This window comes from Bacillus sp. Bwzl_19, from assembly GCF_054900515.1.
Genome location: NZ_CM142729.1, coordinates 1958682 through 1982911, shown reverse-complemented (window position 1 = coordinate 1982911; position 24230 = coordinate 1958682). Strand labels below are relative to the sequence as shown.

The following is a 24230-nucleotide window of genomic DNA, read 5'->3' as shown; positions in this document are numbered from 1 at the left end:
CAAATTGCTGTAAAGGAGCTAAAGAAGGTGAAAAAACTCATCCAGCAATTGGCTTCAAAACACCTCCCGCAGCCGATCAGAGGCAGAAAAGGGGCGACTGATGAAGGACCGCGAAACCTCGCTCGTGACTTCCAGAATCCTGACATGCTCGTTCCGCCCTCAACGGATGCAGGAACGGTTCAAAACTTAAAATTCTCTTTTTCTGATACGCATATGAGGCTTGAAGACGGCGGATGGTCAAGAGAGGTGACGGTCAGAGAACTGCCGGTGTCCAAAAACATCGCGGCGGTGAACATGAGACTGAAACCGGGAGCGGTGCGGGAGCTTCATTGGCATAAAGAAGCCGAATGGGGATATGTGATAAGCGGAGAAGTCCGTTTAACCGCGGTCGACCAAAATGGGCGGAATTTTATTGATAACGTCAGTGAGGGCGATCTGTGGTACTTTCCTTCGGGCATTCCTCACTCCATTCAAGGAATGGAGCAGGGCAGTGAGTTTTTGCTTGTCTTTGATGACGGCTCTTTTTCAGAGAACAGCACCTTTTCAGTAACGGACTGGTTTGCTCATACTCCGCGCAGCGTGCTGCAGGCGAATTTCGGTGTTTCGGGATATGATTTGGCTTACATCCCTGCAAAAGAGCGTTACATGTTCCAGCTGGAACCGCCTCCCCCTATTGAACAGGCAGCAGTTTCTTCCCCGGAAGGCACCGTTTTGGAACCGTTCAGCTACAAGCTTTCACTGCAGGAACCTCTTGTTACCAGCGGAGGAAAAGTAAAGATCGTCGATTCAAAAACGTTTAAGGTGTCAAAAACGATTGCCGCCGCTCTTGTGGAAGTCGAGCCCGGAGGCATGAGGGAATTGCATTGGCATCCGAATACGGACGAGTGGCAGTATTATCTTTCAGAAGAAGCAAAAATGACGGTGTTTGCGGCGGAGGGAAGAGCGCGGACATTTAACTATCAAGCGGGTGACGTAGGATATGTTCCTTTTGCGATGGGTCATTATGTCCAGAATACCGGTGACACCGTGCTTCGCTTTCTGGAAATTTTCAAAAGCGACCGTTTCGAGGACATCTCCTTAAACCAATGGCTGGCGCTGACGCCGCAGCGCTTTGTCGAGCAGACGCTCAATGTCAGCCCGGCATTCGCCCGCCGGTTGAGAAAGAAAAAATCACCGGTTGTCAAATGGAAACACGAGGAGTAGGCGGCAAGAGCCGCCTTTTTATTATCGTCTGATCGGATTTTTATTTTCATCAAGCGTAAATCCTTCGCCGAGCACATCATGGACATCGCTTACAGCAACAAAAGCATGCGGGTCAACAGAAGTAATGACGCTTTTCAAAAGCACAATTTCGTTTTTCGGAACGACGCAGTAAAGAACGTCTCTGTCTTCCTTTGTATATGATCCTTGTCCTTTTAAAACGGTGACGCCGCGCTCCATCTCTTCAATGATCTTTTGCTGGATCAAATCGTTCTTCGAAGAAATAATCGTTGCGCCTTTTGCCGCATAACCGCCTTCCTGTATAAAATCAATCAATCTCGCAGCGACAAAAACGGCTACAAGCGTGTACATCGCTTCCTTGTAAGAAAGATACGTAAACAAAGAAAGCAGAATGACGCAGGCATCAAAGGCAAACATCGTCCGGCCCATCGGGATGCCGAAAAATTTATTGATCAGCCTGGCGATGATATCGACTCCGCCCGTCGTGCCTCCGTATTTAAAAATAATGCCGAGACCCGCGCCGATAAATACACCCGCGAACAAGGCCGCCAGAGCTAAATCATGCGACAGCGGCATATGAATTTCGTAACGCTGAAAAATACTCAGAAAAACGGAAAGAGAGACGGTGCCGATCAGGGTATAGACAAACATCGTCCGGCCGAGCATGCGCCAGCCGATGAAAAAGATAGGAATGTTTAATACCAGGTTGGAAATAGAAGGGCTGATGTGGAATAACGCATATAAGAGCAGCGTAATGCCGGTAAATCCGCCTTCCGCCAAATTGTTCTGCATATTAAAGTGAACCAGTCCGAATGAAAAAACAGCGGCGCCGATTAAAATAAAGCAAATATTTTTGATTCTGATTTCTCCAAGCATTGCATCAAACCCCTTTTCCTTCCATTAGATTGCGTAAATATTATAGTGGATACAAAAGAAAACAGCAAACTGCCGTTTTTAACATTTGTCAAATGTACTTGAATTAGCTAACATGGAAGAGATGACAGGAGGTATTCGCACAGTGAGTGACAAAACGATGAAAGACTTACAAGCTGAGGTCGATGAATATATCGGCCAATTCAAAGAAGGCTATTTCAGCCCGCTTGCCATGATGGCCCGTCTCACCGAAGAACTGGGCGAACTCGCAAGAGAAGTCAACCATTACTATGGGGAAAAGCCGAAGAAAACGACGGAAAATGAGAAAAGCATGGAAGAGGAAATGGGCGACGTGCTGTTCGTCCTGATCTGCCTCGCCAACTCCCTTGATATTTCATTGGAGGAAGCTCATAACCGCGTGATGCATAAATTTAATACACGGGATAAAGACCGCTGGACGAGAAAAGAAGAAGGAAAGTAGGAGAAACCATGTCAAATGAAACCATTAAAGTCGTCATTGCCGGACCGAGAGGCAGAATGGGCCAGGAGGCCGTAAAACTTGCTGTCCGCACGCCTCATTTTGAGCTTGTCGGCGCCATTGACCATACATACGATCAGCAAACATTGCGGGAAGTGATGTCAGCTGATTCAGACGCTCTTATCTATACGGATATCCGCGCATGTTTCCAGGAAACAAAACCGGATGTGCTGATCGATTTGACAACGCCTGAAATCGGCAAAAAACATACGAAAGCCGCTCTTGAACACGGCGTTCGCCCTGTTGTGGGAACGACTGGATTTTCTGAAGCGGATTTACAGGAACTTCACGCTCTCACCGAAGAAAAAGGGATCGGCGCTATCATCGCCCCGAATTTTGCGTTAGGCGCGGTGCTGATGATGAAATTCTCACAAATGGCCGCCAACTATTTTGAAGATGTAGAGATCATTGAGCTCCATCATGATCAAAAACTGGATGCACCGAGCGGAACGGCGCTGAAAACTGCGGAAATGATCTCAAATGTCCGTTCAGAAAAGCAGCAGGGTCATCCAGATGAAAAAGAAATTCTGCCAGGCGCCCGCGGTGCCGAATTAAACGGAATCCGCCTTCACAGTGTGCGTCTCCCGGGCCTTATCGCCCATCAGGAAGTCATGTTCGGCATGGACGGCCAGACGCTGAAGCTGCGCCACGACTCCTATAACCGGGCTTCCTTTATGTCAGGAGTGAAGCTGTCAGTAGAGCAAGTGATGAAAATCGACCAGCTTGTATACGGACTCGAAAATATTATCGACTGAATCGGCAAGGGGGAGAACATCAAATGAAAATCGCTTTAATTGCTCACGATAAAAAAAAGCAGGATATGGTTCAGTTTACGACCGCATATAAAGATATATTGAGCCATCATGAGTTATACGCGACGGGTACGACAGGCTTGAAAATCCAGGAAGCGACCGGATTGTCCATTGAACGTTTTCAATCCGGCCCGCTCGGCGGAGATCAGCAAATCGGCGCATTAATTGCGGCAAATGCCTTGGATCTCGTCATTTTTCTGCGCGACCCGTTAACTGCGCAGCCTCATGAACCGGATGTCTCGGCGCTGATCCGGCTGTGTGACGTATACGCGATCCCGCTCGCCACAAATATGGGAACAGCGGAAATCCTCGTCCGTACGCTGGACGGCGGGGCGTTTGATTTCCGCAATCTTGTGCGCGGAGGAGAGCCGAATGCCTGAACACGTTGATATTCTTGCGTTCGGCGCTCATAGCGATGATGTCGAGATCGGTATGGGCGGCACGATCGCAAAATTTACGGCACAAGGAAAAACCGCGGTGATATGCGACCTGACCGAGGCTGAATTATCATCTAACGGGACGGTAAGTATAAGAAAAGAAGAAGCGGCGGAGGCGGCCCGAATTCTCGGCGTAAAAGAGAGAATCCAGCTTACGCTTCCCGACCGCGGGCTTTTGAAAAGTGAAGATGCCATTTGCAGGATTGTCAGTGTCATCAGAGCCTGCCGGCCGAAAGCCGTTTTCATGCCTTATCCGAAAGACCGCCACCCAGACCACGGCAATGCTGCGGCATTGGTCGAAGAGGCGGTGTTCTCAGCGGGAATTCATAAATACAAAGACCATCAGCAACTTCCGGCTCACAAAGCTCAGAAAGTATACTATTATATGATCAATGGATTTCACCGTCCGGACTTTGTAATCGACATAACGGAAACCATCGATCTGAAAAAGGAAAGCCTGAATGCCTATCAAAGCCAGTTTATTTCTACGGCGCAGTCAGTGAACACACCGCTGACAAACGGTTATATCGAAATGGTGGAAGCGCGGGAAAGACTGTATGGCAAAGAAGCCGGGACGGGGTACGCCGAAGGTTTCTTTTCAAAACAGCTTCCCGTTTTGAATGATGATGTTTTTGGGGGCGGACAATGAGACCATTAAAAATAGGGATTACATGCTACCCGAGTGTCGGAGGCTCGGGTATTATTGCGACGGAACTCGGCAAGCTGCTTGCGGAAAAAGGGCACCAGGTTCATTTCATTACATCAAGCATCCCGTTCAGATTAAATACATATCATCCGAATATTCATTTTCATGAAGTGGAGGTCAACCAATACGCGGTATTTAAATATCCGCCGTATGACCTTTCGCTGGCGAGCAAAATCGCCGAGGTTGCCGCAAGGGAAAACCTTGATATCATCCACGCGCACTACGCGCTGCCGCATGCGGTATGCGCTTATCTCGCCAAACAGATGCTCAAGCGCGACATCGGGATCGTTACGACGCTTCACGGTACGGACATCACCGTTTTAGGATATGATCCGTCACTAAAAGATTTAATCCGTTTTGCCATCGAATCGTCCGATAGAGTGACGGCGGTATCAACCGCGCTTGCCGGTGAAACATATGACTTAATTAAGCCGAATAAAAAAATTGAGACCATTTACAACTTTATTGATGAACGTGTTTATCTTAAGAAAAATACAGAGAGTATAAAAGAGAAACACGGTATTTTGCCGGATGAGAAAGTCGTCATTCATGTTTCAAACTTCAGGAAGGTAAAACGCGTGAAGGATGTCATCCGTGTTTTCCGTAATATTGCAGCTAAAACAAAGGCAAAGCTTCTGCTTGTCGGCGATGGACCGGAAAAGTGCGTCGCTTGGCAGCTTGTCGAGAAATACGGTCTGCAGGATCAAGTGCTGCTCCTAGGAAATCAGGACAGGGTGGAAGAGCTGTATTCCATCAGCGACCTTAAGCTTCTTCTGTCTGAAAAAGAAAGTTTCGGACTCGTTCTCCTTGAGGCGATGGCCTGCGGCGTGCCGTGCATCGGAACTAATATCGGCGGGATACCGGAAGTGATTAAAGATCAAGTAAGCGGTTTTCTGGTGGAAGTCGGCGATATTCAGGCGGCTTCTGAAAAAGCGCTTGCGATTTTAGAAGACAAACAGCTCAGCAAACGTTTGACTGACCATGCGCTCAAAATGGTGGAGACCGCCTTTTCTTCGCAAAGAATCGTCAGTCAATATGAACGGATTTATGACGAATTGGCAGGACCGGAGTGATTTTATGGAACAGGAATTTGTCAAAGCCCTCCCCATTCTTCACCATCTGATGAAGGCTGGCCATCAGGCGTACTTTGTCGGGGGAGCCGTCAGAGACAGCTATATGAAACGAAAAATAGGTGATGTGGACATCGCGACCAGCGCTTCGCCGAATGAGGTGGAGCGCCTCTTTGAGCGGACCGTCGATGTAGGAAAGGAACACGGCACCGTAATTGTCTTATGGAAAGATGAAACCTATGAAGTTACCACCTTCCGTGCCGAATCAGAATATAAGGATTATCGGCGCCCTGAAGCTGTACGGTTCATTACTTCTTTATCAGAAGACTTAAAGCGGAGAGACTTAACGATTAATGCGATGGCGATGTCTGCCGAAGGAGAGCTGCTTGATTATTTCGGAGGCGCTCACGATATCGGGAAAAAGCTGATCCGTACGGTGGGAAACCCTGAAGACCGTTTTCGGGAAGACGCTCTGCGGATGATGAGAGCCGTCCGTTTTATGAGCCAGCTCGGCTTTGTGTTAGAGGAAAAAACAAAAAAGGCCGTCATAAAAGACAGGGAGCTTTTGGCGCACGTATCAGTAGAACGAAAGACCGTCGAGTTTGAAAAGCTTCTCCTTGGCACATCCTCAAATGAAGCGATTCAAACGATGGTGCAGACGGGACTGATACAGCAGCTGCCCGGTCTTTCCGGTTATGAGCAGCAAATGCTCGAAGCAAGTGAATTTTCGTTTTCTTCCTTGGATGCGCGCGAAGAACGCTGGGCAGCGCTGTTATTATTTCTCGGTCTTAGTCCGAAAAACGCCGAGCCGTTTTTAAAACAATGGAAACTGCCGGGAAAAGTCATAAAAGGAGCGGTGCGGATCATAAGCGTGTATCCGGCGCAGCTGGAAGCAGAAGCGATGTACCGCGCGGGAGAGGCGCTGTTTTCAGCTGTTAAAATCGGAATGCTGAAAAAGCATAAGACGATTGATGAACAAAAGCTGAAAGAGGTTCAGAGACTCTATGAGCAGCTGCCGATCAAAAGTCTCCGTGACCTCGACATTTCAGGCGCTGATCTGATGGAGCTCAGAAACCGCCGCGCAGGTAAATGGGTGGCCGAAGAACTGCGCCGGATTGAAGAAGCGGTATTAGCAGGAAAGCTCCCCAACCGAAAACATGACATAAAGGAGTGGCTCGCATCATGGGATCAACATTAAGAACCCAATTAATTGATTTATTTTCTGAGGCGGGTGACGGCTTTATCTCCGGGCAGAAAATAAGTGACGCGCTCGGCTGTTCGAGAACTGCCGTTTGGAAACATATAGAAGAGCTCCGCAAAGAGGGCTATGAGGTTGAGGCGGTCAGGCGGAAAGGATACAGGCTCATCAAAAAGCCGGGAAAACTCAGTGAGTCCGAAATCCGTTTCGGCCTGAAAACAGAGGTTTTGGGCAAACAGCTGTATTACCGGGACGTCCTGCCGTCCACCCAAAAAACGGCCCATGAACTTGCCAATGACGGCGCGCCGGAAGGGACGCTCGTAGTCGCCGATAAACAAACGGCAGGCAGAGGAAGAATGTCCAGAGTGTGGCATTCACAGGAAGGAAACGGGATATGGATGAGCCTCATCCTGAGACCGGACGTTCCGTTGCAAAAAACGCCGCAGCTTACCCTGTTATCTGCCGTTGCGGTCGTACAGGCTATTGAGGCCTTTACCGGTGTACAGCCCGCCATTAAATGGCCGAATGACTTAATGATTCACGGTAAAAAAGCCGTCGGGATTTTAACTGAGCTTCAGGCGGAAGAAGACCGTGTCCGTTCGGTTATTCTCGGGATCGGTATCAACGTGAACCAGCAGGAAACCGATTTTCCCGGCGAGCTTCAGGAAATAGCGACAAGTCTCAGCCTGGAGGCCGGCGAAAAAATTGACAGAGCGGGTCTGATACAAGAGATTCTGCAGACTTTTGAAAAACGCTATCAAGATTATTTGAAGCACGGCTTTACACCGATCAAGCTGTTATGGGAAAGCTACGCGGTCGGACTGGGGAACGAGCTCAGAGCGAGAACGCTGCAAGGGACGTTTTACGGAAAATCGCTCGGCATTGATGATGAAGGAGTTCTTCTCTTGGAAACGAAAGACGGCATAAAGAAAATATATTCTGCTGATATTGAGCTCAATTAATCTTAGTTGGTACAAGTCTTGCGAATTTGGTATACTTCCTATGGGCAGTATCATAATGAACTGCACCTGATCAGCAGAACAGAGACTACGAAAAGTCTGCCTTGATCCAAAAAAGGACTGGGACAGAGGGATGACATTCGCCGAACGTTAAACAAGTGGGAATCCTTCTTATTTTACAGAAGGCTTTTTTGCTTGCAAAGAATTGGCGGCTCATCTCCTCACCGTTTAGAGGAGGAGAATCAGAATGAAAACAAAACTGGATTTTATGAAAATGAAGGAAAACGGAGAGCCGATCGTGATGCTGACCGCTTACGATTATCCGCAGGCCAAGCTCGCGGAACAGGCTGGAGTCGACATGATTTTAGTCGGGGATTCGCTCGGAATGGTCGTGCTCGGGCTCGATTCAACTGTCGGCGTAACGGTCAGTGACATGATTCATCATACAAAAGCGGTCAAACGCGGTGCGAAAAATACGTTTGTCGTAACTGATATGCCGTTTATGTCTTACCACCTTTCAAAAGAGGATACATTGAAAAACGCCGCGGCCATTATTCAGGAAAGCGGCGCTGACGCGTTAAAGCTTGAAGGCGGAGACGGCGTTTTTGAATCCATCCGCGCGCTGACTCTCGGCGGCATTCCTGTTGTCAGCCATTTAGGGCTTACACCGCAGTCTGTCGGAGTATTAGGCGGATATAAGGTACAGGGAAAAGATGAGCAAAGCGCGAAAAAGCTCATTGAAGACAGCATCAAATGCGAACAGGCGGGAGCGATGATGCTGGTCCTTGAATGTGTGCCTGCTGAACTGACAGCTAAAATAAAAGAAGAAGTATCCATTCCCGTTATTGGAATCGGAGCCGGTTCAAAAGCGGACGGCCAAGTCCTTGTTTACCATGACGTCGTCGGCCACGGCGTGGAGAGAACACCGAAGTTCGTGAAGCAATACGCCAAAATCGACGGGACGATTGAGTCCGCGCTCAGCGGTTACGTCCGTGACGTGAAAGAACGGGTTTTCCCGGAAGAAAAGCACTCCTTTCAGCTGAATCAAACTGTGCTGCAAGGCTTGTACGGCGGAGGAAAGTAAGCGATGAAACAAGTGACAGAAATTCAACAGCTGAAAGAACTGATTGCACAATACCGCTCAGAAGGCCGGACGATCGGATTCGTCCCGACGATGGGTTTTCTTCATGAAGGGCATCTGACGCTGGTTGAAAAAGCGACCAAAGAAAACGATATTGTCGTGATGAGCATCTTTGTCAATCCGACTCAATTCGGACCGGGCGAGGATTTTGAAGCATATCCGCGTGATTTAAACCGCGATGCCCGGCTTGCGGAACAGGCGGGGGCAGATGTATTGTTTACGCCGTCTGCCAGTGACATGTATAAGGGTGAGCAAAATGTTGCCGTGCATGTAAAAAGAAGAACTGACGTGTTATGCGGCGCCTCCCGCATCGGCCATTTTGACGGAGTGGCTACTGTGCTGACGAAGTTTTTTAATCTCGTCAAACCGACCCGCGCCTACTTCGGCCTGAAAGATGCCCAGCAGGCGGCGGTTGTGGACGGATTGATTGAGGATTTCTTTATGGATATCGAATTGGTTGCGGTGGACACGGTCAGAGAAGAAGACGGGCTTGCTAAAAGCTCTCGCAACGTCTATCTGACTGAGCAGGAACGAAAAGAAGCGCCGATGATCTATAAAGCGCTGCAACAAGGCGCCGAGCTGATCAGAGACGGTGAAAGAAACCCGGAAAACGTCATAAAAGCCGTCACCGGCATCATCGAAAACACAAGCGGCGTCATTGATTATGCCGAATTGTACGCTTATCCGGAGCTGACTCCGCTTGAAACGTTAAACGGGAAGATCATTCTGGCCTGTGCCGTTCAATTTTCTAAAGCAAGACTGATTGATAATATCATTATTGATATTGATGAATGGGAGAGATCATAATATGTACCGTACTATGATGGCCGGAAAACTGCACCGCGCTACCGTGACAGAAGCCAATTTAAACTATGTCGGCAGCATTACGATTGACGAAGACCTTTTGGATGCCGTCGGAATGCTCGTTAATGAAAAAGTTCAAATTGTGAATAATAATAACGGAGCGAGACTTGAAACGTATATTATTCCCGGTAAACGGGGGAGCGGCGTCATCTGTTTAAACGGAGCCGCCGCCCGTCTCGTCCAAGAGGGAGATAAAGTTATTATTATTTCTTATCAAATGATGTCTGATCAGGAAGCACAAACCCATCAGCCGAAGGTGGCGGTGCTTGATGATCAGAATAAAATCGAGCAGATGCTGGGCCAGGAGCCGGCGCACACGATTTTGTAAAAGAGCCCCCTTCATGGGGGTTTTCTTTTAAGATTTAGGGGCAAAAGCTGTTTTTCCGCTCCATTTCTCAACAAAACGTGTTACACTTTTCTCGTATGCAAGAATTGAGGTGTCCATTTTAATGAACAAGCAACGGTTCGTTGTCATAGATGTCGAAACAACAGGAAATTCGCCGAAAAAGGGCGATAAAATCATTCAAATCGCAGCGGTTGTCATTGAAAATGGACAAATAACTGAGCGGTTTTCAAAATATATCAATCCGAATCAGGACATCCCGCCGTTTATTGAACAGCTGACCGGAATTTCAACCGGTATGGTTGAAAATGAACTGCCGTTTGAAGCGGTCGCAGAAGAGATTTTTCATCTGCTTGACGGCGCGTATTTTGTTGCGCACAATATTCATTTCGACCTCGGATTTGTCCGGCATGAACTGAGCGAAGCGGGTTATGAGCTGACGGATTGCGAAGTGCTTGATACGGTTGAGCTCTCGCGTATTGTTTTCCCGGGATTTGAAGGGTATAAGCTCGGTGAATTGTGCGCGGAGCTGAATATTGTTCATGACCGGCCTCACCGCGCAGACAGTGATGCGGAGGTTACGGGGCTGATCTTTTTAGACATTTTACATAAACTGAAACATCTGCCTTTGCCGACGTTAAAGCAGCTTAGAAGGCTTTCACAGCATTTTATCAGTGATTTGACGCTGCTTTTGGATTCTTTTATTCATGAAAACAGGCCGGCGGCAGAAGAGAGCTGCATTCCATATGCCTCTTTTTCAATTAAAGAGCCCGAGCAAATCCCGGCATCCCGGCCGGTGAACGCTGCCATTGACCTTGAAAAATGGAACGAAGAAAAAGAACGGCTCTTATCTGACATCATCCCCCGTTATGAAAAGCGGAAAGGGCAGCTTTCGATGATGGATGAAGTGCTTGGTGCCTTCCGCAATCGGGAGCATGCGCTTATTGAAGCGGCGACCGGCATCGGAAAAACGATCGGTTATCTCGTTCCGGCTGTTTTATTTGCCAAAGCGGAACAAACTCCTGTCATTATCAGTACGTACTCTACTCTTTTGCAGCAGCAGATCATGTCTAAAGATCTTCCGCTTTTGGAGCGTATGTTTCCTTGGCCGGTTCAGGCTGCTATTCTAAAAGGAAAATCGCATTATCTGTGCTTGCGCAAGTTTGAACATATTCTGCATGAGGAAGATGACAATTATGATGCGGTTCTGACAAAAGCGCAGCTTCTCATCTGGCTGACGGAGACTGAAACGGGCGACTCAGCTGAGCTGAATCTTCCTTCGGGCGGGAGGTTGCTGTGGGAGCGCATGTCTTATGATGAGGATTCTTTTTTGAAAAAAGGGAAGGAATCGGCCGCCGGATTTTATGAACGGGCTAAAGAAAAAGCGCAGGCCGCAGATCTGATTATCACAAACCATGCTTTGCTGTTTTCAGATCAAAGCAGTGAAACAAAAAAACTGCCTGCAAGCGGAACGGTCATCATTGATGAAGCGCATCATTTCGAACGCGCCGCCAGCGAGCATTTAGGACGCAGAGCTTCATACATCGGGTTGCACACAAAGCTCAGCCGAATCGGAACGTTGAAGGAACACGGGCTGTTAAAGCGGATGACAAAACTGTTTTATACGTATGATTTGCCGGCGGAAAGTTTTTTTGACGCCGATGAGTGGATGAAGCATATTCAATCTGAAAGCGACGCATTTTTCAGTTCAGTGCATTCTTTTGTCAAACGAAGAAAACCTAAAGACGATCTGAACCGTCTCGTCTATAGTCTGAATCATAAAAGCCAGGATAAAGGGCTTTTCATGATAACGGACGGAGCGGAGCGGCTTTGTGCGATGCTTGATCAGCTGCTCGACTTGTTTTCCGTACAGGAGAAAATGTTACATCAAAAGCTTGATGAGATGAAAAGCGGAGCGGCTTTTTTAGCGGCCGAATATGTAAAGTGTATCAGAGGGCTGAGAGAATACCGTGATACGTTCAGCCGGCTGCTGTTTGAAAATGATGAGAAAGAGGCCGTTTGGGTTGAAATTGATGCGAAAGGCGCAAAAAACGCCGTCAGCATCTATGCACAGCCCCTGGAGCCCGGTGAAATGCTGGCGGACCAGTTTTTCGCCCGCAAAAAAAGCGTTGTGCTCACATCAGCGACCTTAATGGTGGAGCAGTCTTTTCAATTTATGATTGAAAGGCTGGGACTTTCGGACTTTTATCCGCGCACCAAAAGCATCCCGTCTCCTTTTTCTTATGATGATCAGATGAACGTCATCATTCCGAAAGAAATGAAATCCGTCAAATATGACGGAGAGCGGGAAGTCATTGAGCATATTGCTAAGTATGCAGAAATCATGTCAAAGGGAAAACAGCCGAAGATCCTTATCCTGTTTACATCTCATGATATGCTGAAAAAAGTGTATCAGGAATTGAAACTCAGTATGGAGATCTCAGGCATTCAGCTTCTTGGCCAAGGCATCTCGGGCGGGAGTCCCGGTAAATTAATGAAAACCTTTAAAACGGCCAGCCGGGCGATTTTGCTCGGGACGAATCATTTCTGGGAAGGCGTTGATTTTCCGGGAGATGAATTGTCAACCGTCATGATCGCAAGGCTTCCTTTCCGGGCGCCTGATAACCCGCTTCATGCCGCAAAATGCGAATACGCTAAGAAGCAGGGGAAAAACCCGTTTCAGACCATTTCTCTGCCTGAGGCCGTATTAACGTTCAGACAGGGAATCGGGCGCCTGCTCCGTACGGCGGGAGACAAAGGAACGATCGTTCTGTTAGATCAGCGTGTCAAGACGGCTGGGTACGGACGGCTGTTTCTTGAAGCGCTCCCGACGTCATCCCTTTTGGAACTGACGGATGACGAACTCGCAGATTACGTCAGCCAAACGGAATAAAAGCCGCATAAACGCGGCTTTCGTGGTGTGGGATGAGGAATTGTTTATATAGTAAAAGCGGGTTCATGCCGCCTTGTGATTTTATTATGCCGCGCGTGTATCCCGTTATGACTAACAAAATTTGTTCGACCGATGGAGGGTATAAAAATGGAAAGCAAAATTGAGATTCTTTCTACGATTAATGTGGAGCATTCGGATGATTTATATAAAATCGTCGATACATTAAACCGGACTTTGAAAAGGGACAATCTGATGTTCGGACTTGCGCTTGACGAAGAAAATCAAAATGAAGCGGTCTTCACCATTTATCGCACATAGGTGAAAAAAGATGAGAAAAAAAGCATTAATATTTACAGCCGTATTTGGTATTATTTTTTTAGCAGTTCTTTTATATTCGGCCAGCATTTTTAAATCTGCAATGGCTCAAAAAGAAGAAGGCCACGAAACAGCTGCCGCTGCCGCTAAAGAAAAAACGAATCTGACAGATGCTGAGAAAGTGGAAACCTTTGTCGGTAAACAGAAGTATTACGTTGTTTCCGGAACGGATAAACAAGGAAAAGACATGTATGTATGGGTTCCGGCCGACAAAAAAGCAAAAATTCTCTCGAAAAAAGCCAGTGACGGCATTTCAAGCGGCAAGGCTGCCAAGATCGTTCAGGACGCAGGGCTTGTTTCCAAGCTGAATGACGTCCACCTGGCGAGAGAAAATGATGTCCTGCTGTGGGAAGTGACCTACATCAACAAAAACGGGCAATATAGTTTTAGCTATGTGGACTTTACAAGCGGCAAGATTCTCAAAAACATCACACCGTGAGACGTATTAGGGGGAGTTCAAGTTGAAATTGGCAAAAAGAGTATCCGCATTAACACCGTCTGCAACACTTGCAATTACCGCAAAAGCGAAACAGCTGAAAGCAGAAGGCCATGATGTCATCGGCCTGGGAGCAGGAGAACCGGATTTTAATACGCCTCAGCACATTATAGATGCCGCGGTGCGTTCCATGAATGAAGGACATACGAAATATACGCCTTCTGGCGGTCTGCCGGCGCTGAAAGACAGTATCGCTGAAAAATTCAAAAATGATCAGGGAATTGAATATCAACCGTCTGAAATCATTGTCTGCACCGGAGCGAAACACGCCCTGTATACGTTATTTCAGGTCATTCTCGATGAAGGGGATGAAGTGATTATACCGACTCCTTACTGGGTAAGCTATCCAGAGCAGGTGAAATTGGCGGGAGGGCGTCCCGTCTATATCGAAGGATTGGAGTCCAATCAGTTTAAAATTTCACCGGAGCAGCTGAAGCAGGCGGTCACGGAGAAAACCAAAGCAATCATTATCAACTCACCGAGCAACCCGACAGGTGTCATGTATACGAAAGAAGAGCTTGCAGAACTCGGAAAAGTGTGCCTGGAGCATGACATTCTGATCGTTTCTGACGAGATTTATGAGAAGCTTACATACGGAGGAAAAAAACACGTCTCAATCGCACAGCTTTCAGATAAATTGAAAGAGCAGACGATCATCATTAACGGCGTGTCGAAATCCCACAGCATGACGGGCTGGAGAATCGGTTATGCGGCCGGTTCCGAGCCGATTATCAAAGCGATGACGAGCCTTGCGAGCCACAGCACATCAAATCCGACGTCCATCGCTCAATACGGCGCCATTGCGGCATACAACGGGCCGGCTGAGCCGCTGGAAGAGATGAGGCAGGCATTTGAGCACAGACTGAATACGATTTACGCTCAGCTCAGTGAAATTCCCGGATTTACCTGTGTCAAGCCTGAAGGGGCGTTTTACTTGTTCCCTAACGCCAAAGCGGCAGCAGAAAACTGCGGATTTAAAGATGTCGATGAATACGTGAAGGCGCTTCTGGAAGAAGAAAAGGTCGCCATCGTGCCGGGCTCGGGCTTCGGTTCACCAGACAACGTCCGCTTATCTTACGCAACGTCACTTGATCTTTTAGAAGAAGCGGTCGAGAGAATCCGCCGCTTTACGGAAAAACACAGCTGATTCTGAAAAAGCGGCTTTTGAAGCCGCTTTTCATCTGCATTGACCCCGTAAGAGTAGAACGGGTATAATAAAGTGATGAAAAAAGAGATTCAGGCAGATTCCTGAATGTCTTTCTTGTTCTGGAGGGAAAGATTTTGAAAACAACAATCAACCAAGTGTATAAACACACAGGCGAGGAAGTAACGATTGGAGCTTGGGTCGCGAATAAACGCTCAAGCGGTAAAATCGCATTTTTACAGCTGAGAGACGGTACGGGCTTCATTCAGGGAGTTGTCGTCAAAGCTGAAGTTGAAGAAAACATCTTCCAAATCGCAAAATCAGTGACGCAGGAGACGTCACTTTACGTAAAAGGGATTGTAAAAGAAGACGAGCGTTCACCGCTTGGCTATGAGCTTGCGGTTACGTCCATTGAAGTCATTCACGAAGCGACTGATTATCCGATTACACCTAAAGAGCACGGCACGGAATTCTTAATGGACCACAGACATTTATGGCTCCGTTCGAAACGCCAGCATGCGATTATGAAAATCCGCAACGAAATCATCCGTGCGACTTACGAATTTTTCAACAAAGAAGGCTTCGTGAAAGTTGATCCGCCGATTTTGACGGGAAGCGCTCCTGAAGGCACGACTGAGCTGTTCGCGACGAAATATTTTGATGAAGACGCCTTCTTGTCTCAAAGCGGCCAGCTGTATATGGAAGCTGCAGCAATGGCGCTTGGAAAAGTATTCTCATTCGGACCGACATTCAGAGCGGAAAAATCAAAAACGAAACGCCACCTCATCGAATTCTGGATGATTGAGCCTGAAATGGCATTTGTCGAATTTGAAGAAAACCTTGAAGTTCAGGAGAATTATGTTGCTTATATCGTACAAAGCGTCCTGAAAAATTGTAAGATCGAGCTGAACACATTAGGTAGAGACACGTCCAAGCTTGAACAAATCAAAGCGCCGTTCCCGCGCATTACGTATGATAAAGCGATCGAATTCCTGAAAGAAAAAGGATTCGACGATATTGAATGGGGAGATGACTTCGGTGCGCCGCATGAAACAGCGATCGCGGAAAGCTATGACAAACCGGTGTTTATCACTCATTATCCGACGTCATTAAAACCGTTTTATATGCAGCCTGCTAAAGATCGTGACGATGTCGTGTTATGTGCGGACTTGATCGCTCCGGAAGGCTACGGGGAAATCATCGGCGGTTCAGAACGCGTTCATGATATGGATTTATTGGAAGAAAGATTAAAAGAGCACGGTCTGGATTCAGATGCGTACAAATGGTATGCTGAACTCAGACAATACGGTTCTGTTCCGCACTCCGGCTTCGGCCTCGGACTTGAGCGGACAGTGGCTTGGATTAGCGGAGCGCCTCACGTGCGTGAAACGATTCCGTTCCCAAGACTTCTGAACCGTCTGTATCCGTAATAGTTATAAAAAACGAAGTCTCCTGTAAGGGAGACTTTTTCTAAGTAAAGGGGAAAGCTCCCGGAGATAACCTTTTACAGTAAGAGGTGTAAGCATGAAAAAACAGCAATTTATAGATATGCAGGAACTCGGCATTTCAAGCATCCCTAACCTGCTGCTGACACATTATCGGCAGCTCGGGCTGAATGAAACCGAATTGATCCTGCTTTTGAAGATTAAAATGCATTTGGAAAAGGGCTCTTATTTTCCGACGCCGTTTGAACTTCAATCAGGCATGTCCATTTCTGCTGAAGAATGTACAAGCTGTCTGAGAATGTTCATTCAAAAAGGCTTTCTGTTCATTGAAGAATGTGAAGATCATAACGGCATAAAGTTCGAAAAATATTCTCTGCAGCCGCTATGGGCGAAGCTGTATGATTACATTCAGCATTCACAAAACGAAACGCAGGAAAGAACGTCAGAAAGAGAGCAAAAAAGCCTGTACACCATCTTTGAAGAAGAATTCGGAAGACCGCTGTCTCCGCTTGAATGTGAGACGCTGGCCATATGGCAGGACCAGGATCAGCATGATGCGATTTTGATTAAACATGCGTTAAAAGAAGCTGTTTTATCAGGAAAGCTCAGTTTTCGCTATATTGACCGGATTTTATTTGAATGGAAAAAGAACGGCTTCAAAACGGTTGAGCAGGCGAAGGCGCACAGCCAAAAATTCCGGCGCGTTCAAACGAAACAAAATGAACCGCAAAAAGAGTATACGAGGCAGGTGCCTTTTTACAATTGGCTGGAACAGTAACATGAGAAGGAGAGAAACGTGTTAAATTTAAAGCAGATTGAATATTGTCTTGATAAAATCAGCGATATGTTTCCGCACGCAGAATGTGAACTTGTCCATTCAAATCCTTTCGAACTGGTTGTGGCAGTCGCTTTATCTGCGCAATGTACGGATGCTCTCGTCAACAGAGTGACAAAAACGCTATTTCAAAAATATAAACGGCCCGAAGATTATTTGGCCGTACCGCTGGAAGAACTCCAGCAGGATATTAAATCAATCGGACTGTACCGAAATAAAGCCAAGAATATTCAAAAGCTGAGCAAAATGATTATCGAAGAGTACGGCGGAGAAGTGCCGAAAGACCGAGATGAGCTTGTGAAGCTGCCGGGTGTCGGACGGAAAACGGCAAATGTGGTCGTGTCCGTTGCTTTCGGTGTACCTGCAATTGCAGTAGACACTCATGTGGAACGGGTCTCGAAACGGCTTGGCATCTGCCGCTGGAAGGACTCTGTATTAGAAGTAGAGAAAACATTAATGAAAAAAGTGCCGAAAGAGGATTGGTCTGTCACACATCACAGACTAATATTTTTCGGGCGCTATCATTGTAAAGCGCAATCCCCCCGCTGTGCGGAATGTCCTTTGCTTTCGCTATGCAGGGAAGGGCAGAAGCGTGACAAAAAAGGACTGGTGAAACGGTGACGGCGATTGACATTCTGGCAGGCTATGAAACATACCTGCGCAGTCTTACAGATCTGGAAAACCTCGAGATCAAAACGGTGCTGCGCCGCCATCCGCTGTATATGGATTTCAGCGGCCAGCCGAAAGTGCAGCCATGGAGGGAAAGGAGTGAATATGTTCCGTTTCTTTTTCAGATTTGGAACGAGACGAAAGAAGCGCTGCTCCCCGTTTTTCAAACAAGGAAATCGAGATGTGATCAAAACGACATGCTGAAAGGGATCGTCTGTCTGATTGCCGCTTTTCATTGGACGGCAGGGGAGCGGGTCACATCACTCGATTGGTCTGTCCTTGAAACAAAGCATTTTCCCGCGGAACCGATTAATTGGGCGGAGAGAATGGCGTTTATTTTAACAAAACCGACTCAATTTCACTCGTTTATTCAGCTGGATGAATTAATGACGGAGATGAAAAAGCAATATCATAAATATGAAGTCATGAACAAATTATAAAAAACCTCCTTTTCTCTTAAGGAGGTTTTTTTGCATGAAAAAATCCTTCACCTGTTTGAGGTGAAGGATTTCGCACGCTAATTAGCGGTATTTGACTGGATGGTTGACGAATTTGACTGGCCGTTGACAGTTGAAGATGAGTCTTGGTTTTTATCCTTCTGGCCGCTGTCAGGATTTTTTGAACCATCTGAACCGGTATCGGAACTATTGTCAGAGCTGTTATCTTGCTGTCCGTTGTTATCCGTCCCGTTACCAGGCTGATTCGGATTGTTATTATCCGTTTGATCCTGATTGGATTGATCCGGATTTTTATTCGGGTCATCAGTAGGTGTTTGATCCGATCCGTCTGACGTATCCGTCTGATTGTCGTCCGTTTTTGAATCATCGGTTTGGGTCTTGTCTTTATCCTTATCATCAGGTTTCTGTTCATCGTCAGTCGCTTTATCTTTATCTGCATTGTCTTCTTCATCTTTCGGAACTTTGAAAGATGCTGATGCCGTATCGCTCTTTCCGTCATCATTTTCCGCTGTCACCTGGAAGCTGTATGTGGACCCAGGGGTGACATCTGAGACGACGGCTTCTTTTGCCGAACTGTTTTGAATGTCGCTGTAGCTTCCGCCATCAACAGATTGTTTGACATTGAATGTTGCATCACCATCATAATCCCAGCTTAAGTTTAATGATTTTTTGTCTTTGTCGTACTTCACTTGCAAGCCTGTCGGTTTATTGGCTTTTTCTTTCTTGTACGTTTTAGAAACGGCAGTAGGCTCCGTTCCTTTCACGAAGTACTCCGTCACTTTTTTATCATCCGGCGTATTCGGTCCGGCTAAAGCGGCGGGGTTCGAGCCTTTCTCAACTGTTTCTTTCACGACGCTGTCAGGCTGCTTGAAGCTTCCTTTACCGTCATCAACATAGGAGATCAGCTTTTGGAAAATCCGTTTTGCAACTTGCTGGTCTGCATAAGATAATGATTTTTTACCTGCTTTGTTACCAGACTCAACACCGGTCCAAACCGCCGCTGTATATTGAGGGGTGTAGCCGACAAACCATGAATCCGGTACTCCGCCTGGAGCAATGTTATATTTTTGAATATCCTCTTTAGTAAAGTTTGTCGTACCCGTTTTACCGGCGACTTCCACGTTCGGTACTTGAGCCAGTTTACCCGTTCCTGACTGCACCACTGTTTTTAGCATATCGGTAATCATGAATGCCGTGTAATCGCTCATAGCACTCTTCGGTTTCGGTGTTAAATCAAGCTTAGTTCCGTCATTAAATTCAATCGATGTGACCGCGTGCGGTTCATTGTACGTTCCGTTATTTCCAAAAGCGCTGTAGGCACCAGCCATAGTCAGCGGGGAAACGCCCGGGTTATCAGCTCCAAAACCGCCGATCGAATAAGATTCTGTTACACTGTCTTTGTTTAATCCTAGTCCTAAGTCGTTTGCGAAGTCGACGGCATTATCTTTACCTGCTGCTTGGAATGCCTTCAGAGCAGGAATATTACGTGAGTCTGAGAGAGCCTCTCGCATTGTTATCATTTGTCTGTATTTATTGTCATAGTCATGAATCGGAGTGCCGTCAGAGTACGTATAGGCTGAGTCATCAATCTGCTCATACGTCGACCATTTTTTATTTTCAATGACCGGACCGTAATCAAGAATCGGTTTTATCGTTGAACCTGGCTGGCGTTGAGTGTCTGTCGCGTAGTTAAATCCCCCGGCAGTTCTGTTTCGTCCTGCTCCGATGGCGCGGATTTCTCCGTTTGTCGTATCAAGGAGGGTGACGCCGCCCTGCATGCCTTGGGTAAAGCCGACTGTGTCGCCGTTCATCAATTGATCAAGATAATCTTGTGCTTTCGTATCAAGAGTCGTGTAAATTTTTAATCCGTCAGTTGAAATATCGACGTCTTTCTTTTCTTTTGTCTCAATTTCTTTCATAACTTCTTCGACAAAAGCGCTGTATTTATTTGTGTCCTTTTTATCGTATTCCTTTTGGCTGACGACGCCTTCATCTTTCATGGACACTTTCTTTGCTTTTTGGTATTCAGAATTTGAGATAAATCCTTGTTTTTCCATTAAGCTGAGAACGATGTTCCGGCGTTTTTCAGAAGCCTTCGGATTTTTAACCGGGTTGTATCCGGTCGGACTTTGCGGCATTCCGGCAAGGGTTGCTGCCTGTTCAACCGTAAGCTTGCTCAAATCTTTCACGCCGAAAAAGTCTTCAGCGGCTTTACCGACGCCGTAGGCGCGCGGTGAGAAATAAATTTTGTTTAAATACATTTCTAAAATTTCATCTTTAGAATAATGGCGCTCCAGCTGCAGTGAAAGCCATACTTCCTGAGCTTTCCGTTTAATCGTTTTCTGGTGGGTCAGAAGCGAGTTTTTCACAACCTGCTGGGTGATTGTGCTTCCGCCTTCTGAACCGAAACCATCCGTAAAGTTGGCGACCAAGGCGCCTCCGATCCGGATCGGGTCTATTCCGTGGTGCTTATAAAAACGGGCGTCCTCTGTTGCGATAAAAGCTTCCTTCACAACATCGGGTATATCCTTAATCGGGACGTAGGTTCGTTTTTCGCCGCCCACTTCCGCGATTTCTTTGCCGTTTTTATCGTAAATTGTTGAAGAGTAAGGCGTTTTCAGCTTGGCTTCGTCCAAAGACGGCGCACCGGAAACTAAAACGGCAAATGCCGCAGCTCCGCCGACTATGCCGAGGACAAACAGAATAACCAAGGACAGTACAATCTTTTTGAATAAACCGCCTTTACGCTGTTTCTTGCCTTTTTTCGGTGAAGAAGGCTTGGGGCTTTTCGTCTGCCTTGCCTTTCGGCGTTCTTCACGGCTCTTAAATTGATCTGACATAACATCTCAACCTTTCGTTAATCAACCTTTCGCTCAGTCTACTGTTCCTGCGAAAAATAAAGCTGTTCAATAATACTAATATAATCAATTCTCGGTGAGTATCCAAGGGAAATCGGAAAGGAAGCATCTTCTAATTCGTCTTTGCGAATTGACTTTCTGCCGTTGTTCTCCTTTCTTTCCCAAAAGACAAACAGCTTGTCAGCTTCGAGGAAATAAACCTTTTCGAAAGCGGATATAATAACAAAACAAATGCCGTCTTGCCTGACTACCTGCTTCATATGCTCAATCTGATGATCATGAAAATTCTGCAGGGGAAATGCCGTTTTGTTTTTTGTTTCTTTTGCCTCAAAATCAATGTAGCGCCCTTTATAAATTCCGTTGTAATCGGTTGTCGAAGACTGCTTAAAATAAGCTTCCTTAATAACTGCGGCGCTTCTTTTCGGATAATGGACGTTTACAATCTGGACGGGTGTCGGCTTTTTGTGAATGACAGCAATTTGGTTAGCCAGATAATATTGATTCGTTTCATTCAGGTCGTCTTCGAGGGTCATGCCGCGATTACTGTATGAATGGGACCGTTTCTGGCTGTTTTGGGATGAAACCGTTTTGTTCGGCTGAAAAGTTTTTCCATTCGGATACCGAATCACTTTTTCCATCCTCCTTATCAAACTAATAGTGACGGAAGTGAATGAACGTGCATAAACGACAGACCGTAACCGCCATTCTTCGCCAGATTGAAAAAGAGACGAAAAGAAAAAATGCCGATAACGTTTCCCGGACGAATGCCTATAAAGCATATTATGACCGCCACCCTGAGATCAAGTGGTCGCTTTTGGCATCCTTTGTGTCCCGCAATGCGGGCTGGTCGATGACTGATTTAAGAGGCATTCTCTACCAGGAGGGCCTTGACAGCAGGCAGAAAAACTGGTTTTTCCTTTCGTATGAAAGGGCGAATTGGCTTATTTTTTCTGATGCCTATCCTCAGCTTCTGGTCTACCAGTGGTCAAAACAAATCGGCGAACCTCTTTTCCGCCATCTCCCTTATTTCCGCGTCTCGGCTTTTATGCAGGAAGAATGGCTCCGTTTTTGGCGTGACGGAGATACGGAACGGCTCATGTATGCTCTTATTATAAATGAACAAAACACTATCCAAGCACCTATTATACAAAATCCTTCGTTTAAAAAGAATGTTTTTGGCACGATTCCTTTTTATTTAAGTGATTGGTTTCACTTTAATACGGTGATATTTCCCTCATTTGACGGATGTTTATACGGAATTTCCGTCAAACGGTTCTCAAAAACGGAAGAAAGAATTACGCTCGGAAAACAGCTTGCCCGTCTTTTGTTCAGCCCTGATCTTCACGCTTCTTTTTACCGATTTCTTGATACCGTTCCTCATACCGGCTCTCGCTTTGATATGGAGAAAATGATCGGCATCAAAAAAAGAACATCACCGATGCTGAGGACAACCTATCCCATTGTTGCCCACTCATTAGACGGCAAAAAAACGGATTGGTTTCAAAAAAGGTTATGGAAAGGGGCTTTTTTACAGGAGGAAATGCCGGAACAGCTTGAACTGACCGACTGGTATTTACAGAAAAGACGTGAGCTCCATGCGCTTTTCGCGGTAAAAGAGTGGCTGACGAAATGAAAAAGCCCGAAACCGTTCGCTGCGGTTTCGGGCTCTGGTGTCTTACGTGGAAGGGCGGTTTGGGCCGCCTAATTTTTTATCAAGCGTATCAGTTGTTTTTGCTTCATTTTTTTGCTGTTTACCTGCATTTTTCGGTCTCGTTTTCATACGGCACCTCCTCAACTGTATCGTTTGCATTAACGTGCCGGTTCATACAAAGTTTGCGGCACTTTTTTGTCGAAAAGTCCGCCTTTTAGGATAATCTCTGTTTGTTTGCCGAACTCCTTCTAGTTTTGTCATGTGCGGAGGAGAGCGGTATAAAAACGAGAATTATATTCGGAGAGACGCAAGTGATAAAAGGGAGGAACATGAATGTCTGTTTACACGAGTAAGGCCGATATTCTCCGTCTGCTTTCTGATATCGAAGTCCGGATTTCTGCCGCTGAAAAGACACTTACCAAGGCAGTTAAGTCCTGTCAGGCGGAAGCTGAAGAAATCAGGCAGGAACGGCTTGCCCGCCTTGAGGAAGAGGCCCGCGAGCTTCATGTTTGTATTGATGATCTGTTTTTGCCTGACCGGCGTAAAGATTTGCCGAGAGCCTGCCGGATTAGCTGATTTTGTGCGAAATCTTTGGTACGATATGTACTGAGGTGAGTCCGTTTGCAGACACAGTCGTTATTGGAACTGACAGAACAAATGATAGAGGCGGCTCTTGAAGCCGAAAGTAGGTATCAGGAAGGAAAAGAAACCGGCCGTTCATATGATTTTTTTGACATCATTAAACCTGACGTTGAAAAAAAAGACCGGCTTTGCGCGTTTTGGACTGAAGCAGCGCTTGCGTTTATTCAGGAAAACCGTCCGAAATACGTTCATCATGCACAAATTCAGGCCGTTACAGAAAATTTCGGAGAGCTGATGCTCCAATCATATGTTCATCATATTCATAAAAAAAGATACAAGGATTTAACTGAATCTGTTTTATATACGCTTCGTATACTAAGGGATGAAATTGAAAAAGAAGGCAGCTGAAAATAGCTGCCTTCTTTTATATAAAGGGGGCGGGTATGTTATTCATACGCCGGGTTTTCTGCTCCACTTGCTTCGAGAACCTTCATACTGTTTCGAAATTCGGTTGCCGTGAGATGGCCTTGAATATAGAGAAACTTTGCAAAGTCCATCAGTTTATCTGCACAATCTGTTTCATATTTTTTCACTTCTGCAAAACGTTTTCTTAAGTATGATACGTTCATAATGGTGCATCCCCTCTCATGTATGTTGAGATT

27 protein-coding genes are annotated in these 24230 nt (G+C 46.4%); 22 read left to right on the top strand and 5 right to left on the bottom strand.

Features of this window, described 5'->3' with window-relative positions; translation table 11 throughout:
- Positions 1-27: 27 nt before the first annotated feature.
- On the top strand, positions 28-1203 hold the full coding sequence (locus ACW5MY_RS10435) for an oxalate decarboxylase family bicupin (protein WP_289393690.1): 1176 nt from the start codon (positions 28-30) through the stop codon (positions 1201-1203).
- Between the two features lie 21 nt (positions 1204-1224).
- Here ACW5MY_RS10435 and ACW5MY_RS10430 read toward each other — a convergent pair whose 3' ends face one another.
- The gene (locus ACW5MY_RS10430) at positions 1225-2097 is read right to left on the bottom strand and encodes a YitT family protein (RefSeq protein WP_013352663.1); all 873 of its coding nucleotides are present in this window, start codon (positions 2095-2097) and stop codon (positions 1225-1227) included.
- Between the two features lie 142 nt (positions 2098-2239).
- On the opposite strand from ACW5MY_RS10430, the gene ACW5MY_RS10425 reads away from it, so the two are divergent.
- The 18 genes from ACW5MY_RS10425 to ACW5MY_RS10340 all read left to right on the top strand — a co-directional run bounded on the left by ACW5MY_RS10425 (position 2240) and on the right by ACW5MY_RS10340 (position 18459).
- Positions 2240-2575: a nucleotide pyrophosphohydrolase gene (locus ACW5MY_RS10425; protein ID WP_003153495.1), complete on the top strand. Its 336-nt coding sequence runs from the start codon at positions 2240-2242 to the stop codon at positions 2573-2575.
- A gap of 8 nt (positions 2576-2583) precedes the next feature.
- A complete protein-coding gene (dapB, locus tag ACW5MY_RS10420) occupies positions 2584-3387 on the top strand; it encodes a 4-hydroxy-tetrahydrodipicolinate reductase (RefSeq protein WP_013352662.1) in 804 nt (267 codons plus the stop codon).
- A gap of 23 nt (positions 3388-3410) precedes the next feature.
- Positions 3411-3824, top strand: coding sequence for a methylglyoxal synthase (mgsA, locus tag ACW5MY_RS10415; RefSeq protein WP_013352661.1), 414 nt, complete (start codon positions 3411-3413; stop codon positions 3822-3824).
- Positions 3817-4530, top strand: a complete 714-nt coding sequence (bshB1, locus tag ACW5MY_RS10410; RefSeq protein ID WP_013352660.1) for a bacillithiol biosynthesis deacetylase BshB1 — start codon at positions 3817-3819, stop codon at positions 4528-4530. The genes mgsA and bshB1 overlap by 8 nt, the downstream gene beginning before the upstream one ends.
- Complete coding sequence (gene bshA / locus ACW5MY_RS10405) at positions 4527-5660, top strand: N-acetyl-alpha-D-glucosaminyl L-malate synthase BshA (protein ID WP_014470055.1); 1134 nt, start codon at positions 4527-4529, stop codon at positions 5658-5660. Before bshB1 ends, bshA begins: the two co-directional genes overlap by 4 nt.
- Positions 5661-5664: 4 nt before the next feature.
- Complete coding sequence (locus ACW5MY_RS10400) at positions 5665-6855, top strand: CCA tRNA nucleotidyltransferase (protein ID WP_289394463.1); 1191 nt, start codon at positions 5665-5667, stop codon at positions 6853-6855.
- Complete coding sequence (locus tag ACW5MY_RS10395) at positions 6840-7817, top strand: biotin--[acetyl-CoA-carboxylase] ligase (protein ID WP_193350337.1); 978 nt, start codon at positions 6840-6842, stop codon at positions 7815-7817. The genes ACW5MY_RS10400 and ACW5MY_RS10395 overlap by 16 nt, the downstream gene beginning before the upstream one ends.
- A gap of 244 nt (positions 7818-8061) precedes the next feature.
- Entirely contained in the window at positions 8062-8898 is an 837-nt protein-coding gene (gene panB, locus ACW5MY_RS10390) for a 3-methyl-2-oxobutanoate hydroxymethyltransferase (protein WP_289393688.1), read from the top strand.
- A 3-nt stretch (positions 8899-8901) separates the two neighbouring features.
- Positions 8902-9762: a pantoate--beta-alanine ligase gene (panC, locus tag ACW5MY_RS10385; RefSeq protein ID WP_013352655.1), complete on the top strand. Its 861-nt coding sequence runs from the start codon at positions 8902-8904 to the stop codon at positions 9760-9762.
- 1 nt (position 9763) lies between these two features.
- On the top strand, positions 9764-10147 hold the full coding sequence (panD, locus tag ACW5MY_RS10380; RefSeq protein WP_065522871.1) for an aspartate 1-decarboxylase: 384 nt from the start codon (positions 9764-9766) through the stop codon (positions 10145-10147).
- A 121-nt stretch (positions 10148-10268) separates the two neighbouring features.
- Positions 10269-13055 carry an ATP-dependent DNA helicase DinG gene (gene dinG / locus ACW5MY_RS10375; RefSeq protein WP_289393687.1) on the top strand — a complete coding sequence of 929 codons (2787 nt, stop codon included), beginning with the start codon at positions 10269-10271 and terminating at the stop codon, positions 13053-13055.
- Between the two features lie 147 nt (positions 13056-13202).
- Positions 13203-13373, top strand: coding sequence for a YpmA family protein (locus tag ACW5MY_RS10370; RefSeq protein ID WP_003153512.1), 171 nt, complete (start codon positions 13203-13205; stop codon positions 13371-13373).
- Positions 13374-13383: 10 nt separating this feature from the next.
- Positions 13384-13869 (top strand): cell wall elongation/penicillin-binding protein regulator TseB, encoded by a 486-nt coding sequence (gene tseB, locus ACW5MY_RS10365; RefSeq protein ID WP_289393686.1) that lies wholly within the window; start codon positions 13384-13386, stop codon positions 13867-13869.
- 22 nt (positions 13870-13891) lie between these two features.
- Positions 13892-15073 (top strand): pyridoxal phosphate-dependent aminotransferase, encoded by a 1182-nt coding sequence (locus ACW5MY_RS10360; protein ID WP_014470056.1) that lies wholly within the window; start codon positions 13892-13894, stop codon positions 15071-15073.
- Positions 15074-15207: 134 nt separating this feature from the next.
- Complete coding sequence (gene asnS / locus ACW5MY_RS10355) at positions 15208-16500, top strand: asparagine--tRNA ligase (RefSeq protein ID WP_013352650.1); 1293 nt, start codon at positions 15208-15210, stop codon at positions 16498-16500.
- Between the two features lie 94 nt (positions 16501-16594).
- A complete protein-coding gene (gene dnaD, locus ACW5MY_RS10350) occupies positions 16595-17293 on the top strand; it encodes a DNA replication protein DnaD (RefSeq protein WP_013352649.1) in 699 nt (232 codons plus the stop codon).
- Positions 17294-17311: 18 nt separating this feature from the next.
- The gene (nth, locus tag ACW5MY_RS10345) at positions 17312-17971 is read left to right on the top strand and encodes an endonuclease III (RefSeq protein ID WP_013352648.1); all 660 of its coding nucleotides are present in this window, start codon (positions 17312-17314) and stop codon (positions 17969-17971) included.
- Positions 17968-18459 (top strand): YpoC family protein, encoded by a 492-nt coding sequence (locus ACW5MY_RS10340; protein ID WP_013352647.1) that lies wholly within the window; start codon positions 17968-17970, stop codon positions 18457-18459. The genes nth and ACW5MY_RS10340 overlap by 4 nt, the downstream gene beginning before the upstream one ends.
- 77 nt (positions 18460-18536) lie before the next feature.
- Here ACW5MY_RS10340 and ACW5MY_RS10335 read toward each other — a convergent pair whose 3' ends face one another.
- Together ACW5MY_RS10335 and recU are read right to left on the bottom strand one after the other, a co-directional pair.
- Positions 18537-21317, bottom strand: a complete 2781-nt coding sequence (locus ACW5MY_RS10335) for a PBP1A family penicillin-binding protein (protein WP_013352646.1) — start codon at positions 21315-21317, stop codon at positions 18537-18539.
- 38 nt (positions 21318-21355) lie between these two features.
- Complete coding sequence (recU, locus tag ACW5MY_RS10330) at positions 21356-21964, bottom strand: Holliday junction resolvase RecU (RefSeq protein WP_014470057.1); 609 nt, start codon at positions 21962-21964, stop codon at positions 21356-21358.
- Between the two features lie 41 nt (positions 21965-22005).
- Between recU and ACW5MY_RS10325 the strand changes: the two genes are divergently transcribed.
- Entirely contained in the window at positions 22006-22968 is a 963-nt protein-coding gene (locus ACW5MY_RS10325) for a DUF2515 domain-containing protein (protein WP_289393685.1), read from the top strand.
- 42 nt (positions 22969-23010) lie between these two features.
- Here the strand turns inward: ACW5MY_RS10325 and sspM are convergent, their stop codons facing one another.
- The gene (sspM, locus tag ACW5MY_RS10320) at positions 23011-23115 is read right to left on the bottom strand and encodes an acid-soluble spore protein SspM (RefSeq protein ID WP_013352643.1); all 105 of its coding nucleotides are present in this window, start codon (positions 23113-23115) and stop codon (positions 23011-23013) included.
- 204 nt (positions 23116-23319) lie between these two features.
- Between sspM and ACW5MY_RS10315 the strand changes: the two genes are divergently transcribed.
- Both ACW5MY_RS10315 and ACW5MY_RS10310 read left to right on the top strand, forming a co-directional pair.
- Positions 23320-23562 carry a DUF5446 family protein gene (locus tag ACW5MY_RS10315; RefSeq protein ID WP_013352642.1) on the top strand — a complete coding sequence of 81 codons (243 nt, stop codon included), beginning with the start codon at positions 23320-23322 and terminating at the stop codon, positions 23560-23562.
- A 45-nt stretch (positions 23563-23607) separates the two neighbouring features.
- The gene (locus ACW5MY_RS10310) at positions 23608-23976 is read left to right on the top strand and encodes a YppE family protein (protein WP_013352641.1); all 369 of its coding nucleotides are present in this window, start codon (positions 23608-23610) and stop codon (positions 23974-23976) included.
- Between the two features lie 38 nt (positions 23977-24014).
- On the opposite strand, the gene ACW5MY_RS10305 is transcribed toward ACW5MY_RS10310, so the two are convergent.
- Entirely contained in the window at positions 24015-24197 is a 183-nt protein-coding gene (locus tag ACW5MY_RS10305) for a YppF family protein (RefSeq protein WP_003153532.1), read from the bottom strand.
- Positions 24198-24230 lie beyond the last annotated feature (33 nt).

What these genes read in the sequence shown, in the direction of transcription:
- ACW5MY_RS10430 (WP_013352663.1), bottom strand. Translation starts at nt 2,097, where the DNA reads ATGCTTGGAGAAATCAGAATCAAAAATATTTGCTTTATTTTAATCGGC.
- dapB (WP_013352662.1), top strand. Translation starts at nt 2,584, where the DNA reads ATGTCAAATGAAACCATTAAAGTCGTCATTGCCGGACCGAGAGGCAGA.
- mgsA (WP_013352661.1), top strand. Translation starts at nt 3,411, where the DNA reads ATGAAAATCGCTTTAATTGCTCACGATAAAAAAAAGCAGGATATGGTT.
- bshB1 (WP_013352660.1), top strand. Translation starts at nt 3,817, where the DNA reads ATGCCTGAACACGTTGATATTCTTGCGTTCGGCGCTCATAGCGATGAT.
- bshA (WP_014470055.1), top strand. Translation starts at nt 4,527, where the DNA reads ATGAGACCATTAAAAATAGGGATTACATGCTACCCGAGTGTCGGAGGC.
- ACW5MY_RS10400 (WP_289394463.1), top strand. Translation starts at nt 5,665, where the DNA reads ATGGAACAGGAATTTGTCAAAGCCCTCCCCATTCTTCACCATCTGATG.
- ACW5MY_RS10395 (WP_193350337.1), top strand. Translation starts at nt 6,840, where the DNA reads ATGGGATCAACATTAAGAACCCAATTAATTGATTTATTTTCTGAGGCG.
- panB (WP_289393688.1), top strand. Translation starts at nt 8,062, where the DNA reads ATGAAAACAAAACTGGATTTTATGAAAATGAAGGAAAACGGAGAGCCG.
- panC (WP_013352655.1), top strand. Translation starts at nt 8,902, where the DNA reads ATGAAACAAGTGACAGAAATTCAACAGCTGAAAGAACTGATTGCACAA.
- panD (WP_065522871.1), top strand. Translation starts at nt 9,764, where the DNA reads ATGTACCGTACTATGATGGCCGGAAAACTGCACCGCGCTACCGTGACA.
- dinG (WP_289393687.1), top strand. Translation starts at nt 10,269, where the DNA reads ATGAACAAGCAACGGTTCGTTGTCATAGATGTCGAAACAACAGGAAAT.
- ACW5MY_RS10370 (WP_003153512.1), top strand. Translation starts at nt 13,203, where the DNA reads ATGGAAAGCAAAATTGAGATTCTTTCTACGATTAATGTGGAGCATTCG.
- tseB (WP_289393686.1), top strand. Translation starts at nt 13,384, where the DNA reads ATGAGAAAAAAAGCATTAATATTTACAGCCGTATTTGGTATTATTTTT.
- dnaD (WP_013352649.1), top strand. Translation starts at nt 16,595, where the DNA reads ATGAAAAAACAGCAATTTATAGATATGCAGGAACTCGGCATTTCAAGC.
- ACW5MY_RS10335 (WP_013352646.1), bottom strand. Translation starts at nt 21,317, where the DNA reads ATGTCAGATCAATTTAAGAGCCGTGAAGAACGCCGAAAGGCAAGGCAG.
- ACW5MY_RS10325 (WP_289393685.1), top strand. Translation starts at nt 22,006, where the DNA reads ATGAACGTGCATAAACGACAGACCGTAACCGCCATTCTTCGCCAGATT.
- sspM (WP_013352643.1), bottom strand. Translation starts at nt 23,115, where the DNA reads ATGAAAACGAGACCGAAAAATGCAGGTAAACAGCAAAAAAATGAAGCA.
- ACW5MY_RS10315 (WP_013352642.1), top strand. Translation starts at nt 23,320, where the DNA reads ATGTCTGTTTACACGAGTAAGGCCGATATTCTCCGTCTGCTTTCTGAT.
- ACW5MY_RS10305 (WP_003153532.1), bottom strand. Translation starts at nt 24,197, where the DNA reads ATGAACGTATCATACTTAAGAAAACGTTTTGCAGAAGTGAAAAAATAT.